The following is a 15887-nucleotide window of genomic DNA, read 5'->3' as shown; positions in this document are numbered from 1 at the left end:
GCGGTGCCGCTCGCTCCTTCCCCCGGCAGTGAGCGGATGCCGCGCGCCTCCCGCGTGGCCGTCACCGCCGCCTATGCGACGCAGGGCCTCGGCTACGCGGTGGTCGTCACGTCGTTGCCGACGTTGAAGAACCGGCAGCAGATCGACGACACGGTCGTGAGTCTGATCATCCTGGGGGTGTGCGTCGCCGCCGCCGCCGGATCGGTGCTGGCCGGTGCGCTGGCGACTCGGCTGGGCGGGCGCGTGGCGCTCTCGGCGGGGTTCGTGCTGCAGGCGATCGCCCTGCCGGTGGCGGCGGTGCCCGTGCCGTTCCCGGTGTTCGTGGCGGCCTTCGTCGTCTACGGCGTGGGTCTCGGATGCGTCGACGCGGCGTCGGCGATGCAGGGCGTCGTGGTGCAGCGGGCGTACGGCCGGTCCCTGCTCGGCGGGTTCTTCGCCGCCTACACGGCGGCCGCGATCGTCGGCGCCCTGCTGGTGTCGGCCTTCGCGCTGACCCCGACGACGGCAGGCGTCGCGCTCGGTGTCGGGGCGGCGATCGCGTTGCTCGTCGCTCTCGCGGGGCTGCGCTTCTTCGCCCGGGAGGCGGCGCCCGAGACCGCTGTCGCCGCGGAGCGCACCGCGCTCCCCCACCGCGCGATCTGGGCGCTCGGATTCATCATCCTGGCCGCGTTCACCGTCGACTCGGCGGTGAGCACGTGGAGCTCGATCCTCCTCACGGACAACCTCGGCACGACACTTGCGCTCGCCCCGCTCGGCTACGCGCTCTACCAGGTGGTGATCCTGGTGACCCGCCTCGTGACCGACCGGCTGCTCGGCACGCTCCCTCGCGCCACGGTGGCCGCCATCGCGGTCATCGTGTCGGTCATCGGATGCCTCGTCGTCGCCCTCGTGCCGGTCGGTGGTGCCGCGATCGCGGGCTTCGCCCTGGCCGGTGTGGCGGTCGGCGCCCTCGTGCCGATCACATTCGGCGCGACCGGCGAGCTCGATCCCGCGCGCAGCGACGAGATCATCGCGCGGGTCAACCTCTTCAACTACGCCGGCGCGATCGCGGGCGCCGTGCTGGTCGGGCTGCTCTCCGGCGGTCCCGCACTCGCCCTCGGTTTCCTGCTGCCCGCGGCGGCCCTCGCCGCCGTGCTGCCGGTGCTCCGACGACTGCGGCGGCCCGCGGCATCCGTCACGGCGGCCGACGCTGGCTAGTCTGGCTCCGTGACCACCGACCGGGGTCGGACCGACCCGGCCGACGAGGAGCGCGAGCTCGCCGAGCGTGTGCGCGCCCGCCTGCAGGACGCGCAGCGGGTCGTGCGCGAGCGTCTCGACGAGCCGATCGCCCAGGCGACGCGGGTCACCCGGCGCACGCTCGGGTGGTTCCCCGTGCGGGTGTGGCGGCTCTTCCTGCAGCGCAACGGCCTGCTGCTCGCCGCCGGAATGAGCTATCAGTCGCTGTTCGCGATCTTCGCGGTGCTCTACCTCGCGTTCGCCGCCGTGGGTCTGTGGCTCGGCGGCTCTCCCCAGGCCGTGCAGGGTCTCATCGACCTCATCAACCGGTACATCCCCGGTCTCATCGGCGGCGAGTCGAGTCTGGTCAGCACCGACCAGGTGCAGGATGTCGCGAGCGGCGGGCGCGGCCTGCTGGGTGTGACCGGCGCCGTGGCCGCGATCGTCGTCATCTGGACGGCGATCGGTTTCGTGACCTACGCCCGCCGCGCGGTGCGCGACATCTTCGGCCTGCCCTACGACTCGAGGTCGTACGTGCTGCTGAAGGCACGCGACTTCCTCGCGGCGCTGGTGTTCGGCGTCGCGCTCCTGCTCGGCGCCGTGGTCGGTTCGTTCACGACCTGGGCGATCGATCTCGTGTGGTCGCTGCTCGGGCTGGACGGTGATTCGTTCTGGTCGAGCGTGAGCGTGCGCGGCGCGTCTCTGCTCGTCGCCTTCGTCATCAACTCGGCCGCCCTCGCGGCCCTCTACCGGTTCCTGATCGGCGCCGCGCTGCGATGGCGACGCATTCTGCCGGGGTCGCTCATGGGCGGCGCTGCGCTCGCGGTCGTGCAGCTCGGCGCCGGGCTGCTGCTGCTCTACGCCCCGCGCAATCCGCTGCTCGCGACGTTCACGGCCTTCATCGGATTCCTGCTCCTGTTCCGGGTGGTCGGCGTGGTCATCCTCGTGGCCTCGGCGTGGATCGCTGTCGCCGCCGCCGACCGCCACGTCGCGATCGTGCCGACCTCCGACGCCGAGCGACGCGCGATCGAGCGTGAGGCTCGGCTGGTCGTCGCACGGGTCGACCTGCGGCGCGCACGCCAGGAGCAGACCGAGGCTCCCTGGTGGCGCAGTCGTGCCGCACGCCGCCGGGTCGCACAGGCCGAACTCGAGGTGGAGCAGCTCGAGGCCGAGGACGGCGAGGACGTCGGAGGCCGCCGCTAGGGTGGAGCCCGTGCCCCGCTCCGTCCGCATCGCCAGCGTCAACGTCAACGGCATCCGGGCGGCGGTGCGCAACGGCATGACCGGCTGGCTCGACGGTGCCGGCGTCGACATCCTCACGCTGCAAGAGGTGCGCGCCGAAACGACGCACATCACCGAGTTGCTGCCCGGGTGGCACATCGTGCATGACGAGTCGCTCAGCAAGGGGCGATCGGGGGTCGCGGTACTGTCCCGCATCCCTGCGGCCGCATCGCGCATCGACCTCGGCGAGGGCGTGGACTCCCGGGGGCGCTGGATCGAGGCCGACCTCGAGATCGACGGCGAGACCGTCACCGTCGTGAGCGCCTACGTGCACTCCGGGGAGGACGGCACCCCGCGCCAGGACGCGAAGTACGGCTTCCTCGACGCGATGACCGAGCGGATGTCGCGCCTCGCCGCCGGCGGTGCGCTCGTTCTCGTCACGGGCGATCTGAACGTCGGCCACCGCCCGCTCGACATCAAGAACTGGCGAGGAAACCAGAAGAAGGCCGGCTTCCTGCCGAAGGAGCGGGCCTATGTCGACCGGTTCCTCGGCGACGCGGGCGCACAGGTCGTCGGTGTCGACGGCTCGACCGGCACCGGTCTCGGCTGGGTCGACATCGGCCGCCGTCATGCGGGAGAGGTCGAGGGTCCGTACACGTGGTGGTCGAACCGCGGTCAGGCGTTCGACAATGACACCGGCTGGCGCATCGACTACCACCTGGCGACCGCCGCGCTCGCGGCACGCGAGAGCGGCTACCACGTGGCGCGGGCGGCGACCTACGCCGAGCGGTGGAGTGATCACGCCCCGGTCGTCGCCGACTACGCGATCGGTCGCTGAGAGCGCACTGTCCTCATGTCGGCCCTGCCGGTGCGGGGCCCGCCGCCGTCCGCATGCCGCGGGGTGCGGCATCCGACCGCCCTAGAATCGGGGAGTGACCAAAGCGCGTCTGTACTCGGGAATGCAGCCCTCCGCCGACTCTCTGCAGGTCGGCAACTACATCGGGGCCCTCCTGCAGTGGCGCGACCTTCAGGAGTCGTACGACGCGTACTTCTCGGTGGTCGACCTGCACGCGCTGACGCAGCCGTTCGACCCCGCCGAGATGCGTGAGAAGACCCGCCGAACGGCCGCGCAGTACATCGCGGCCGGCATCGAGCCCGCCAAGTCGACGCTGTACGTGCAGTCGCACGTCACCGCGCACGCCGAGCTCGCGTGGGTGCTCGGCACCCTCACCGGCTTCGGCGAGGCGAGCCGCATGACGCAGTTCAAGGACAAGTCGCAGCGCTACGGCACCGACGGCACCACGGTCGGACTCTTCACCTACCCGGTGCTGATGGCCGCCGACATCCTGCTCTTCCAGGCGTCGGTCGTGCCCGTCGGCGACGACCAGAAGCAGCACGTCGAACTCACCCGCGACCTCGCGGAGCGCTTCAACTCGAGGTTCGGCGAGACCTTCACCGTGCCCGTGCCGATGATCCAGCAGGAGACCGCGCGCATCTACGACCTGCAGAACCCGACCGCGAAGATGTCGAAGTCGGCAGAGTCCGACGCGGGCGTGCTGTGGCTGCTCGACGAGCCGTCGGTGTCGGCCAAGAAGGTCATGCGCGCGGTGACGGACTCCGAGGGCTCGGTGCGCTACGACCGGGAGAACAAGCCCGGCGTCTCGAACCTGCTCGTGATCTACGCGGCCCTCACCGGACGCCAGATCCCCTCGATCGAGGACGAGTACGCGGGTCGTGGCTACGGCGACTTCAAGAAGGGCCTCGCCGAGGTCGTGGTGTCGGAGTTCGGTCCGGTGCGCGAGCGTGCGCTGGCGCTGCTGTCCGACGAGGCCGAGCTCGACCGGGTGCTCGCGGCCAACGCCGAGCGTGCGGCATCCGTCGCCGACGCGACCCTCGACGCGGTCTACGACAAGATCGGCCTGCTGCGCCGCCGGTGAGCCGCCCGCCGCGGCGCGTCAGCGGTCTACGGTGTGCGGCAACTCCGGAGAATCTGGGGAATCAGCCCGGGACCCCCCGGTGAGGCGTCCGAACTCCGGAGTTGCGGTCCACCTGTCCACGACGCACCCCGGAAACCGCGCCACGCAAGGCCGCGAGAGTGTGTTCCGGACGGAACAACACGTCTTCGGCGAGGAGCCGCAGCGTGACGTATCCCCGCGCGGCCGCGGCCAGGTCGCGGGCCCGATCTCGCCGCTGCGAGGCGACGTCGCCGTGAAACGCTCGACTGTCGCACTCGATGATGAGCCGGCCTGCGACGAGGAGGTCGACACGCCCTACTCCCGGGATCCGCACCTGCACCTCGAACGGCACGTCGATACCCCGGAGCATCAGCCTCACCAACGTCTCGATGCCAGACTCCGCACGGCCATCGACGAGTGCCCGGAGTCGTTGCCATCTGTCGGGCAATGCGGCGAACACCTGGCCAATCATCTCCTCGTCGAGGAGACCGAGATGCAACGCGCTGTCGAGCGTGGCGACCGCGTCGCGCGGCGACTGGCAGCGCACAGCCTGCACGATCGCGCCGACGAGATCGGTGCCGAGGCGGGTCGGATCGGCTGAGTCACCGCGCCAATGGGCGCGCACGTCCTTCGGGCGATGCGGCAGCCGACTTGCGTGCGGCTCAACCTGCAGGTGAAGCCCGTGCGATCGGGCCACGAACACTCCGACCTCACGGAGGAGGCTCACGCAGTCGAGACGCCCGCCGAGGCGCGCGGCGCGCACCACCGCGTCAGGGAGATCGGCTGCCACGTACCGGCCGCGTCGAACCCTGATGATGGTGCCGTTTCGGATCATCCTTTGGCGCGTGCGTCGGGACAGCGCGGCGGTGTCGATCGTGCGGAAGAGCGCTGGCGTTGTCATCGGGGCAGAGTGCCCGACATCGACTGATCGGTTGCGGCGCCCCGAGGGGGCGGTGGAATTCACGAGGGCGCACGCTGTTCGGCAGGAGCCGGCGCGCCGGCGGCGACGCGGGGTGTCTCGAGGGGGCGCGGCGAGGGACTACCGCGGGTCCGGACTCGTGCGGCCGCGCGGCCGGCGCCGTGCCACAACTCCGGAAATACGACGAGACACGCCGCATCCTCACCGGCGGGGACCTGAATCTCCGGAGTTACGGCACAGCGAGCTCGGGCAGCACCGGCGCGACGCGCCCCGCACGCACCCCGCCGCTACTCTCGGGGCATGACCCCCGTCACGCTCCACACCGCCCGGCTCACGCTCTCGCCTCCGACGTCAGACGATGTCGACGCGATCTTCGCGGCCTGCCAGGACCCCGACGTGCAGCGCTACACGACCGTGCCGACGCCTTACCTGCGCGAGCACGCGGTCGGGTTCGTCGAGAAGGCCGCCGGGTGGTGGGAGGACGGCACGGAGCTCACCTGGGGCATCCGTCACGACGACGAGCTCGTGGGCATGATCGGTCTGCACCGCGTCGCGCGCGGCAACGCCGAGATCGGCTACTGGATGGCCGCGGGCGGCCGGCGCCGCGGGTTCCCGACGGAGGCCGCGCGCGAGGTCATCGCGTTCGGCTTCGCCGCCGTCGGCGCGGCGCTGTCCCGCATCGAATGGCGGGCGGTCGTCGGCAACATCGGCTCCGCACGCCTCGCCCGCGCCGTGGGCATCCGCTACGAGGGCCTTCTGCGCCAGTCGTTGCTCAACGGCGCCAGCGAGCGCTTCGACGCCTGGGTCGGCGGGCTGCTCGTGAGCGATGATCGGATGCCGCGGCCCTGGCCGCCGCTCGGGGACTGACCCCCTGTCATCCACCCGTGCGAGGATGGCCGCATGCCGGAGATGCCGGAGGTGCAGGGGCTCGTCGACTTCCTCGACGGGCGGCTGCGTGGGCGCACCTTCAGCACCGTGCGGGTGACGGCCGTCGCCGCGCTGAAGACGTTCGATCCGCCGGTGCATGCCTTGGAGGGAGCGGTCGTGTCGGGCGTGGCGCGGCACGGCAAGTTCCTCGACATCGCGGCCACCGCGGCAGCGGGCGACCTGCATCTCGTGTTCCACCTCGCCAAATCGGGGTGGCTGCGCTGGTACGACGCACTCCCGGCGACAGTGATCCGCCCGGGCCGCAGCCCGATCGCCCTGCGGGTCGGCTTCGACGACGGCTCCGGGTTCGATCTCACCGAGGCGGCGACCAAGAAGTCGCTGTCGGTGTCGGTGGTGCGCCGCCCCGCTGACGTTTCGCAGGTCGCGACCCTCGGGCCCGACCCCCTCGATGCCGCGTTCGATCGCGACGCCTTCGCGGCGCTGCTCTCCGGCCGTCGCACGCAGATCAAGGGGCTCCTGCGCGATCAGGCGACGATCGCGGGCATCGGCAACGCCTACTCCGACGAGATCCTGCACGCCGCGCACCTGTCGCCCTACGCGATCGCCGCGACCCTCGACGAGGCGACGGTCGCCCGGCTCTACGACGCGATGGTCGCGACCCTCGCCGAGGCGGTGGCCGAGGCATCCGGAAAGCCCCCGGCCGACCTGAAGGACGCCAAGCGGCGCGGCATGAAGGTGCACGGCCGGCGCGGCGAGACCTGCCCGGTCTGCGGCGACACGGTGCGGTCGGTGTTCTTCGCCGAGCGCTCGCTCGAGTACTGCCCGACGTGTCAGACCGGCGGCACGCCGCTCGCCGACCGGCGGATGTCGCGGCTGCTGCACTGAGGGGATGCTGCGGGTCCCCACATGTCGCGGAATGAATCCGTGTCGGAGGCGTTCAGTACACTCGAGTACAGCAACGTGCTCCGGGGTCGGTGAGAATCCGAACCGGCGGTGACAGTCCGCGAGCCGCGACATCCGTGCCACATCGGCACCGTCGCGGTCGACCCGGTGGGATTCCGGGACCGACGGTGATGAGGCGCTCAGGCGTCTCTAGTCCGGATGGGAGGAGGCACGCGCACCACGGTGCGCTCGTCGACCCTGCCCGGAGTCCACACCGACAGGACGAGACGACATGAGCACGACCCCCGCCGAACACGCGGCGATGCGACGTGCCCTCGCGCTCGCCGCCGAAGGGCCGCGCGGCGTCAACCCGCAGGTCGGCGCGGTGATCCTCTCCCCCGCCGGCGACGTGCTCGCCGAGGGTTTCCACCGCGGCGCCGGAACCGCGCACGCCGAGGTCGACGCGCTCTCGCGGCTCGCCCCGGGCGAGGCGCAGGGTGCGACGGCGATCGTCACTCTCGAGCCGTGCAACCACACCGGCCGCACCGGCCCGTGCGCGCAGGCGCTGCTCGCCGCGGGCATCGCCCGCGTGGTCTACGCGCTCGCCGATCCGACCGAGAACGCCCACGGCGGGGGCGACACCCTGCGCGACGGCGGCGTCGACGTGGAGTCGGGCCTCGAGGCGGATGCCGCGGCATCCCTGCTCGACTCGTGGCTGACCGTGCAGCGGCTCGGCCGTCCGCACGTCACCGTCAAGTGGGCGCAGTCGCTCGACGGCCGCGCGGCCGCCGCCGACGGCACGAGCCGCTGGATCACGGGAGCCGCGGCGCGCGCCGACGTGCACCGTCGCCGCGCCGAGGCCGACGCGATCGTGGCCGGCATCGGCACGATCCTCGTCGATGACGCGGCCCTCACCGCCCGTCACCCCGACGGCACCCTCTACGACCACCAGCCGTTGCCGGTCGTGCTCGGCGCCCGAATCGTGCCCGACCGTGCGCTCGTGCGCGCGCACCCACGCGGATTCCTGCAGCGCGACGGTCACAACCTCTTCGGCGAGCACCCCGGCGACGACCGCGCCGCATCCGTGCTGTCCGAGCTGCGCGACCGCGGCGTGCAGCGCGTGTTCGTCGAGGGCGGCCCGACGATCGCGAGCGCGTTCCTGCGCGCCGGGCTCGCCGACGAGGTGCTCGCCTACATCGCCCCGACGCTCATCGGCGCGGGCTCCGACGGGCGGGACAACCCCGCACTGCGGGTGATCGGCGTCGACACGATCGCCGACCAGCGCCGCCTCGCCCTCACCCACCTCGAGCGGCTCGGCGAAGACCTGCTGGTCGTCGCGGTGCCCGCGGCATCCGAGACCACCTCTGAGAAGGAGAGCTGATGTTCACCGGCATCGTGGAAGAGATCGGCACCGTGACGGATGTCTCGCCCTCGGGCGACGGCGCACGGTTCACCGTGCGGGCGCCCGCGGCGGTGTCCGACGCGCACCACGGCGACTCGATCGCGATCTCGGGCGTCTGCCTCACCGTCATCGACCAGGGCGACGACTGGTTCACCGCCGACGTGATGCGCCAGACGCTCGACGTCACGACCCTCGCGGGCGTCGGCGCCGGCACCCCCGTCAACGTCGAGCGCGCGACGAGCGCGGGCGGACGCCTGGGCGGCCACATCGTGCAGGGACACGTCGACGGCACCGGCGCACTGCTCGAGGTGCGCCCGGGCGCCCAGTGGCGCGTGCTGCGCATCTCGCTGCCCACCGAGCTCGCGCCCCTCGTCGTCGACAAGGGATCGATCGCGGTCGACGGCACGTCCCTGACCGTGAGCGCGGTCAGCGAGCCCGCGGCATCCGTCCCCTGGTTCGAGGTCTCGCTCATCCCCGAGACCCTCGAGGCGACGACGCTCGGCCGCCGCGCGGTCGGCGACGCGGTGAACCTCGAGACCGACATCCTCGCCCGCCACGTGCGCCGACTGCTTGCCTTCCCGGCCGCCGGCGCCCCGATCACCCCCGCTGCATCCCCCGAAGAAGGAGGCTCCCGATGAGCCTGTCGACCATTCCCGAAGCCCTCGAAGCCCTGCGTCAGGGCAAGCCCGTCATCGTCGCCGACGATGAGAACCGCGAGAACGAGGGCGACGCGATCATCTCCGCCGCCCTCGCGACCCCGGAGTGGATCGCGTGGATCGTGCGCCACTCCAGCGGATTCATCTGCGCCCCGCTCCCCGGCGAGTGGGCCGACCGCCTCGACCTGCCCCCAATGGTGCCGGTCAACCAGGACGCCCGCGGCACCGCCTACACGGTCAGCGTCGACGCCGCCGACCGCCAGTCGACGGGCATCAGCGCCTCGGACCGCGCGCACACCCTCAACGTGCTGGCCGACGCCGCGTCGACGCCGTCGAGCGTCATCCGCCCCGGCCACATCCTGCCGCTGCGCGCCGTCGACGGCGGCGTGCGCGAGCGCGCCGGTCACACCGAGGCAGCTGTCGACCTGATGCGCCTCGCCGGGCTCCCCCCGGTCGGCGGCATCTGCGAGATCGTGTCCGACGACGGCAGCATGATGCGACTGCCCGGGCTGCTCGAGCTCGGCGAGACCGACGGTCTGCCGGTGATCACGATCGAGCAGCTGATCGCCTATCTCGACGAGGTCGAGCCGACGGATGCCGCGGCCTCCGGCCCGCGCCGTCGCGTCAGTCTGCGCGCCGAGGCGCTCGTGCCGACGTCACACGGCGTGTTCCGCTTCCTCGCCTACCGCGACCGCATCAGCGGCACCGACCACCTCGCCGTGGTCTCGGGCGAGCTCACCGAGGAGGCCCCGCTGGTGCGCGTGCACTCCGAGTGCCTCACGGGCGAGGCGTTCGGCTCGCTCAAGTGCGAGTGCGGCCCGCAGCTCGACGCCGCCCTCGACGTCATCGAGCAGGACGGCGGCATCGTCATCTACATGCGCGGCCACGAGGGTCGCGGGATCGGCCTCATCAACAAGCTGCGCGCGTACAGCCTGCAGGAGCGCGGACTCGACACCGTCGACGCGAACCTCGCCCTGGGGCTCCCGGCCGACGCCCGCGACTACGCGGCGGCCGCCGGCATCCTCTCGGACCTCGGCGTCGCGCGCGTGCGGCTGTTGACGAACAACACCGACAAGGTCGCGCAGCTGCGCCGCCTGGGCGTCGACGTCGTCGAGCAGGTTCCGCTGATCGTCGGGGTCGGGCCCGCGAACCAGGGCTACCTCGAGACCAAGCGCGACCGCATGGGTCACATCATCGCCGACGGCGCTCTCGCCGAGGCGCTCGCCACCACCGCCGCCCACCAGGCGGCCCCCAGCACCGAGGAGAACGCCCGATGAGCGGACACGGCGCCCCGCGCACCGCCGATCAGATCGACGCGACCGGCATCGAGGTCGTCGTCATCGCCGGCACGTGGCACGAGACGATCACCGACGGACTCATCGCGGGGGCCGCGCGCACGCTCGACGCCGCCGGCGCCACTTGGCGCCTCGTGCGGGTGCCCGGGTCGTTCGAGCTTCCGGTCGTGGCGCAGGCTGCACTCACCAGCGGAGCCGACGCGGTCGTCGCCCTCGGCGTGATCATCCGCGGCGGGACCCCGCACTTCGACTTCGTCGCGTCGGCCGCGACCGACGGGCTCACCCGCGTCGCGCTCGACACCGGGAAGCCGGTCGGATTCGGGGTGCTCACCCTCGACGACGAACAGCAGGGCATCGACCGCGCGGGCCTCCCCGGGTCGACCGAGGACAAGGGCGCCGAGGCGGCGGATGCCGCGCTGCGCACCGCGCTCACTCTGCGCGAGCTGCGCGGGGCCTGACACGGATCGGCGTCGCGCGCCGAGGGGCGCGACGCCGAACGGGGCTCAGGGCTTCCAGATCATCAGCACGACGATCGCGACGAGCAGCAGGGTGACCACACCGCTGACGCCGGCGATCGCGCCGTAGCTGGCGGGCTTCGCCGCGGCATCCGCCCCCGCCGCCTCGATGGCGTCGGCCCCGGCGCGCAGGCGCGGGACGAGCAGGAACACCGCCAGCAAGAACGCGACGGCGTACAGGATGATCGAGGTCAGGATCCACGGGGTCGTGAACGTCAGCTGATACTTCGGATCGGCCATGCCCATGGCGCCGAACCCGAAGACGAACGTGAGCAACGACAGCCATGCGAAGACCATCGTCGACGTGGCGAGGGTGCGCACCGAGTCGACGTTGCGGATGCGCAGCGCCCGCAGGGCGGTGTGCGGGAGGATCGCGAGCGGTCCGACGATGAAGACGGCCGTGCCGACGTGCAGGATTCCGAGAAGCGTGTCCATACCTTCATCGTAGGTGAAGGTATCGCCGGGGCCACTCCCCGGACGGTGGGGACCGCGAATCCGACAGGTGTCGCCGAAGAGTAGGCTGAACACCTGGTCCGCGTCACCCATCCCGTGGCGCCCCGGTCCCGGCCCTCGCACACCCGCGAGGTGCGTCGCCTCCGGCACCGCTCCCCTCCTCCCTTCTCTGTACGCAGGTTTTGCATGTCTACGGCTGTCTCGTCCGCACCTTCCTCCGCTCCCGCACCCGCCAATCCGCGCTCGCGCGTCATCACGGCGAGCCTCATCGGCACCACGATCGAGTTCTACGACTTCTACGCGTACGCCACGGCGGCGGTGCTCGTGTTCCCGGTGCTGTTCTTCCCCACCGGCAACGACACCGCGTCGCTGCTCGCCTCGTTCGGCGTCTTCGGCGCCGCGATGGTCGCACGACCCATCGGCGCCGTCGTGTTCGGCCACTTCGGCGACCGGTTCGGCCGCAAGGCCACCCTCGTCACGTCGCTGCTCACGATGGGCATCGCGACGTTCCTCATCGGCTGCCTGCCCACCTTCAACCAGATCGGCGTCTGGGCGGCCGTGCTGCTGCTGATCCTCCGCCTCGCGCAGGGCTTCGCGCTCGGCGGGGAGTGGTCAGGCGCCGCCCTCGTGGCCACCGAGAACGCACCCGCCGGCAAGCGTGCCTGGTACGGCACCTTCCCGCAGCTGGGCGCCCCCATCGGCTTCATCATCGCCAACGGCGTGTTCCTGGTCATCAACTTCGCCCTGCCCCACCCCGACGGCGGCGCGCAGCGCTCGGAGGCCTTCCTCAGCTGGGGATGGCGCGTGCCGTTCCTCTTCTCCGCCGTCATGGTCATCATCGGCCTGTGGGTGCGTCTGCGTCTGGTCGAGTCGGAGACGTTCACGAAGGCCGAGAAGACCGGCGCGATCCGCAAGTTCCCGCTCGGCGAGGTGCTGCGGCGCCACTGGTGGCACCTGGTGCTCGGCACGTTCATCATGCTGGCGACCTACGTGCTCTTCTACCTGATGACGAGCTTCACTCTCTCGTACGGCACCAAGGCCACTCTCGCGACGGCGAGCGCGGCCGCACAGAAGGCCGCGGAGGCGGCCGGCAAGGTGTTCGATCCCGCGGCGTTCGCCGCGAGCTATGTGCCCGGCCAAGGCTTCGCCTACACCGACTTCGTCATCATGCAGATCATCGGCGTGGTCTTCTTCGGCATCTTCACGCTGATCTCCGGCCCCCTCGCCGACGCGATCGGACGCCGCAAGCTGCTGATCTGGGTGACGGTCGGCATCATCGTGTTCGGCCTCACCTTCTCGGTGTTCCTCGCGCCGTACGCCGACCCGAAGCTCACCGGGGCGCTCACGCAGGCGTTCCTCGTGTTCGGCTTCGTGCTGATGGGCTCGACCTTCGGCCCGATGGGCGCGATCCTGCCCGAGCTGTTCCCCACGAACGTGCGCTACACGGGCTCGGCGATCTCGTACAACGTGTCGTCGATCCTCGGCGCCGCGCTCGCCCCCATCGTGGCTGTGGCCCTCTGGGCCGCGGCGGGCGGTTCGCCGTGGCTCGTCGGGCTGTATCTGACCGGATGCTCCGTGCTCACCCTCATCGCGCTGCTCCTGTCGCGCGAGACGAAGGACGCCTCGTACGACGACAACCTCGGCGTGGGATCGACGGGTTCCCTCTGAACCGCACACCACGACAGAACGCGGATGCCGCGGGGCCGGGGGCCCCGCGGCATCCGCGTTCTGTGCGACGTCAGTCGAGGAACAGCGCGCGCAGTCGCGTCGTGGTGAAGACGAGCCCGATGGTGATCATCGCCACGAAGTAGCCGACGTGGATGAGCATCGCCGGGGTGAGGATGCCGGTGGTGAGCCCGCGGATGAGCTCGACGCCGTGCCACAGCGGGAACGCCTGCACGATCCACTGCACCGGTTCGGGGTAGACCGAGAGCGGAAAGAACGTCGCCGAGAACAGGAACATCGGCAACAGCACGAAGTTGATCCAGTCCATCTGCTGGAAGGTCTTCATGTAGCTCGTGACCGCCATGCCGACGCTCGCGAATCCGAACGCGATCAGCAGCACCGCGGGGAGCGCGAGGAGCGCGGTGAACGAGAGATTGAGCCCGAGCACCTGCATGATCACCATGAAGCCGCAGGCGTAGAGGAGCCCCCGCAGCAGCGCGTAGAGGATCTCGCCGAGCGCGACGTCGAGCGGGCCGAGAGATGTGGCCAGCATGCCCTCGTAGAGCTTGCCGTAGTTCATCTTGAAGAAGACGTTCCACGTCGAGTCGTAGATGGCGCCGTTCATCGCCGACACCGCGAGGAGTGCCGGGGCGATGTAGGCGGCGTACGCGACGCTCTGGCCGTTGACCGTGACACCCGGGATGAGGGAGCCGAGTCCGACGCCCATCGCGAGCAGATAGAAGACGGGCTCGAAGAAGCCGGAGAGCACGACCACCCAGCTCGACGACCGCGCCGAGAGCAGACCGCGCTGCACGACGGACTGCGGGTTGCCGGCCCAGAGGGCCCGCACGCTGCCGGCGCGCACGGGTGCGGAGGCGACGGTGCTCGTCATCGCGAGAGCCTCCGTCCGAAGAAGTTGTGCGCCGCGAGCAGGCCGATCGCCGCCAGCACCACGAGGTAGCCCAGATGCACGGCGATCAGCCACGGCTCGATCGCCCGCCCGTAGGTCACCATGCGGGAGAGCTCCGAGGCGTGCCACACCGGCGAGAGCCACCCGATCCACTGCAGCCAGCCGACGTTGCCGAGCGGGTAGAACGTGCCGGAGAACAGGAACAGCGGCATGAAGATGAACCGCTGCACGAGCGCGAACTGGCCGCGGTCGTCTTCGATGGAGGCCGCATAGGCCATGAGGGGGGCCCCGAACGCGAGCCCGCCGAGCACGCCGGCGATGATCGACAGCCACCCGGTCTCGGGGTGCGGCACGGCCCGGAACACCCAGATGATCACGTAGTACGCGGCAACGACGATGAACATGCGCACGCAGGCGCCGGCGGCGACGCCGTTCACGATCTGCCGGGGCGAGAGCGGCGCGGCGTTGAATCCGAAGAAGTAGCGACGCCATTTGAAGCCCGCCATCACCGGATAGGTCGACTCCTCGGATGCCACGGCGACGGCCGCGGTGACCAGCAGGGCGGGCGCGACGAACACGACGTAGCGGACGTGCTGCGTGCCGTCGTCGATCGGCACCGCGATGAGCGCGGCGAGGCCGAGGCCGAGGCCGAGCAGGTAGACGATGGGCTGCCCGATCGCGTTGACGACGATCGTCCAGCCGTACGCGCGCATGGCGCGCAGCCAGTGCTCGAGCACGAACAGGGTGCCCGCCCGCCGGGGCGTGCGACCCCAGGCGAGAGCCTCGTCGCGCAGCTCGTCGAGGGTCGGGGTGGTTCTCAGCTCGCTCATTCGACCAGCGACCGTCCGGTGAGGCGCAGGAAGACGTCCTCGAGCGACGAGCGGCGCACGAGCGAGGTGACGGGCTCGAGTCCCAGGGCGTGGATGCGCTCGAGGGCCGCCTCGCCGTCGTCGGCGTAGATGAGGATGCGGTCGGGCAGCACCTCGACGCGATCGCCGATGCCGGCCAGCTGCGGCGCGACCTGCTCGTTGCGGTCGGAGCCGAAGCGCACCTCGAGCACCTCGCGACTCGAATGCTCGCGGATGAGGGTCGCGGGCGACCCCTCGGCCATGATGCGGCCCTTGTCGACGACGACCAGGCGGTCGCACAGCTGTTCGGCCTCGTCCATGTAGTGGGTCGTCAGCACGAGAGTCGTGCCCTGCTCCTTCAGCCGGAACAGCCGGTCCCACAGCACATGGCGCGCCTGCGGGTCGAGGCCGGTCGTCGGCTCGTCGAGCAGCAGGATGCGCGGCTCGTTGATGAGAGCCCGGGCGATGGTGAGGCGGCGCTTCATGCCGCCGGAGAGCTGATCGACCTTGGCGGTGGCCTTGTCCTCGAGCTGCGCGAACGAGAGCAGCTCCTCGGCGCGCTCGCGGCAGACCTTTCCCGGCAGGCCGAAGTAGCGGCCGTAGATGTAGAGGTTCTCGCGCGCGTTGAGCTCGGCGTCGAGGTTGTCCTGCTGGGGCACGACGCCCAGGCGCGAGCGGATCTCGGGTCCGTAGCGGTCGGGATCGAGCCCCAGGATGCTGAGACTCCCCCCGGTGCGCGACGACACGGCGCCGACCATCTTCATGGTGGTCGACTTGCCCGCCCCGTTCGGCCCTAACAGCCCGAACGACTCCCCGGCCGTGACCTCGAAGCTGAGTCCGTCGACGGCGACGAAGTCGGGCTTGCCCTTGACGCGGTAGGACTTGGCGAGGTTCTGAGCGGTGATCACGGGGGTTGACACGCGATCCACCGTAGCCCGCGGCGGCGACATCGCCGGGTCGATTGTGAGCGGGACCCGGTGCGGGGCGATACTCGTGAACGGTGCCGCTCCCCTGAGGCGCCCGTCGGGCGCGTGGGGGCGCCGGCACGAGACCCACGAGGAAG

At 71.0% G+C, this 15887-nt stretch carries 16 protein-coding genes and 1 riboswitch; of the genes, 11 read left to right on the top strand and 5 right to left on the bottom strand.

Going from position 1 to position 15887, the window contains the following annotated elements:
* The first annotated feature begins 3 nt into the window (after positions 1-3).
* From RR49_RS11450 to trpS, 4 genes are all read left to right on the top strand, one after another.
* Entirely contained in the window at positions 4-1197 is a 1194-nt protein-coding gene (locus RR49_RS11450; RefSeq protein WP_045248328.1) for an MFS transporter, read from the top strand.
* Between the two features lie 9 nt (positions 1198-1206).
* A complete protein-coding gene (locus RR49_RS11445; RefSeq protein ID WP_048808894.1) occupies positions 1207-2418 on the top strand; it encodes a YihY/virulence factor BrkB family protein in 1212 nt (403 codons plus the stop codon).
* A 10-nt stretch (positions 2419-2428) separates the two neighbouring features.
* Positions 2429-3274 (top strand): exodeoxyribonuclease III, encoded by an 846-nt coding sequence (locus RR49_RS11440; protein WP_084603894.1) that lies wholly within the window; start codon positions 2429-2431, stop codon positions 3272-3274.
* A gap of 94 nt (positions 3275-3368) precedes the next feature.
* The gene (gene trpS / locus RR49_RS11435) at positions 3369-4373 is read left to right on the top strand and encodes a tryptophan--tRNA ligase (protein WP_048808893.1); all 1005 of its coding nucleotides are present in this window, start codon (positions 3369-3371) and stop codon (positions 4371-4373) included.
* Between the two features lie 61 nt (positions 4374-4434).
* Here trpS and RR49_RS11430 read toward each other — a convergent pair whose 3' ends face one another.
* Positions 4435-5292: a putative endonuclease domain-containing protein gene (locus RR49_RS11430; RefSeq protein ID WP_045248226.1), complete on the bottom strand. Its 858-nt coding sequence runs from the start codon at positions 5290-5292 to the stop codon at positions 4435-4437.
* Between the two features lie 318 nt (positions 5293-5610).
* Between RR49_RS11430 and RR49_RS11425 the strand changes: the two genes are divergently transcribed.
* The 6 genes from RR49_RS11425 to ribH all read left to right on the top strand — a co-directional run bounded on the left by RR49_RS11425 (position 5611) and on the right by ribH (position 10891).
* Positions 5611-6177, top strand: a complete 567-nt coding sequence (locus RR49_RS11425) for a GNAT family N-acetyltransferase (RefSeq protein ID WP_045248225.1) — start codon at positions 5611-5613, stop codon at positions 6175-6177.
* Between the two features lie 33 nt (positions 6178-6210).
* Complete coding sequence (locus RR49_RS11420) at positions 6211-7083, top strand: DNA-formamidopyrimidine glycosylase family protein (RefSeq protein ID WP_045248224.1); 873 nt, start codon at positions 6211-6213, stop codon at positions 7081-7083.
* Positions 7084-7155: 72 nt separating this feature from the next.
* Positions 7156-7316: riboswitch (FMN riboswitch) on the top strand.
* A 56-nt stretch (positions 7317-7372) separates the two neighbouring features.
* Entirely contained in the window at positions 7373-8461 is a 1089-nt protein-coding gene (gene ribD / locus RR49_RS11415; protein ID WP_045248223.1) for a bifunctional diaminohydroxyphosphoribosylaminopyrimidine deaminase/5-amino-6-(5-phosphoribosylamino)uracil reductase RibD, read from the top strand.
* Complete coding sequence (locus tag RR49_RS11410) at positions 8461-9120, top strand: riboflavin synthase (protein ID WP_045248222.1); 660 nt, start codon at positions 8461-8463, stop codon at positions 9118-9120. Before ribD ends, RR49_RS11410 begins: the two co-directional genes overlap by 1 nt.
* Positions 9117-10415, top strand: a complete 1299-nt coding sequence (ribA, locus tag RR49_RS11405) for a GTP cyclohydrolase II (protein ID WP_045248221.1) — start codon at positions 9117-9119, stop codon at positions 10413-10415. The genes RR49_RS11410 and ribA overlap by 4 nt, the downstream gene beginning before the upstream one ends.
* Complete coding sequence (gene ribH / locus RR49_RS11400) at positions 10412-10891, top strand: 6,7-dimethyl-8-ribityllumazine synthase (RefSeq protein WP_045248220.1); 480 nt, start codon at positions 10412-10414, stop codon at positions 10889-10891. The genes ribA and ribH overlap by 4 nt, the downstream gene beginning before the upstream one ends.
* Before the next feature lie 45 nt (positions 10892-10936).
* On the opposite strand, the gene RR49_RS11395 is transcribed toward ribH, so the two are convergent.
* Positions 10937-11383, bottom strand: coding sequence for a DUF2269 family protein (locus RR49_RS11395; RefSeq protein WP_045248219.1), 447 nt, complete (start codon positions 11381-11383; stop codon positions 10937-10939).
* Positions 11384-11587: 204 nt separating this feature from the next.
* Here RR49_RS11395 and RR49_RS11390 point away from each other — a divergent pair, with 204 nt between their 5' ends.
* On the top strand, positions 11588-13069 hold the full coding sequence (locus RR49_RS11390; protein ID WP_045248218.1) for an MFS transporter: 1482 nt from the start codon (positions 11588-11590) through the stop codon (positions 13067-13069).
* A 70-nt stretch (positions 13070-13139) separates the two neighbouring features.
* On the opposite strand, the gene RR49_RS11385 is transcribed toward RR49_RS11390, so the two are convergent.
* Genes RR49_RS11385 through RR49_RS11375 form a run of 3 tightly spaced genes read right to left on the bottom strand, consistent with a single transcriptional unit; the run spans position 13140 to position 15744 of the window.
* Positions 13140-13958, bottom strand: coding sequence for an ABC transporter permease (locus RR49_RS11385; protein ID WP_045248217.1), 819 nt, complete (start codon positions 13956-13958; stop codon positions 13140-13142).
* The gene (locus tag RR49_RS11380; protein WP_045248216.1) at positions 13955-14806 is read right to left on the bottom strand and encodes an ABC transporter permease; all 852 of its coding nucleotides are present in this window, start codon (positions 14804-14806) and stop codon (positions 13955-13957) included. Before RR49_RS11380 ends, RR49_RS11385 begins: the two co-directional genes overlap by 4 nt.
* Positions 14803-15744, bottom strand: a complete 942-nt coding sequence (locus RR49_RS11375; protein ID WP_048808891.1) for an ABC transporter ATP-binding protein — start codon at positions 15742-15744, stop codon at positions 14803-14805. The genes RR49_RS11380 and RR49_RS11375 overlap by 4 nt, the downstream gene beginning before the upstream one ends.
* Between the last annotated feature and the right edge of the window lie 143 nt (positions 15745-15887).

The organism is Microbacterium ginsengisoli, assembly GCF_000956535.1.
Taxonomy (GTDB): Bacteria; Actinomycetota; Actinomycetes; order Actinomycetales; family Microbacteriaceae; genus Microbacterium; species Microbacterium ginsengisoli.
The sequence above is the reverse complement of the archived record's forward strand: the minus strand, read 5'-3'. Positions and strand labels throughout refer to the sequence as shown.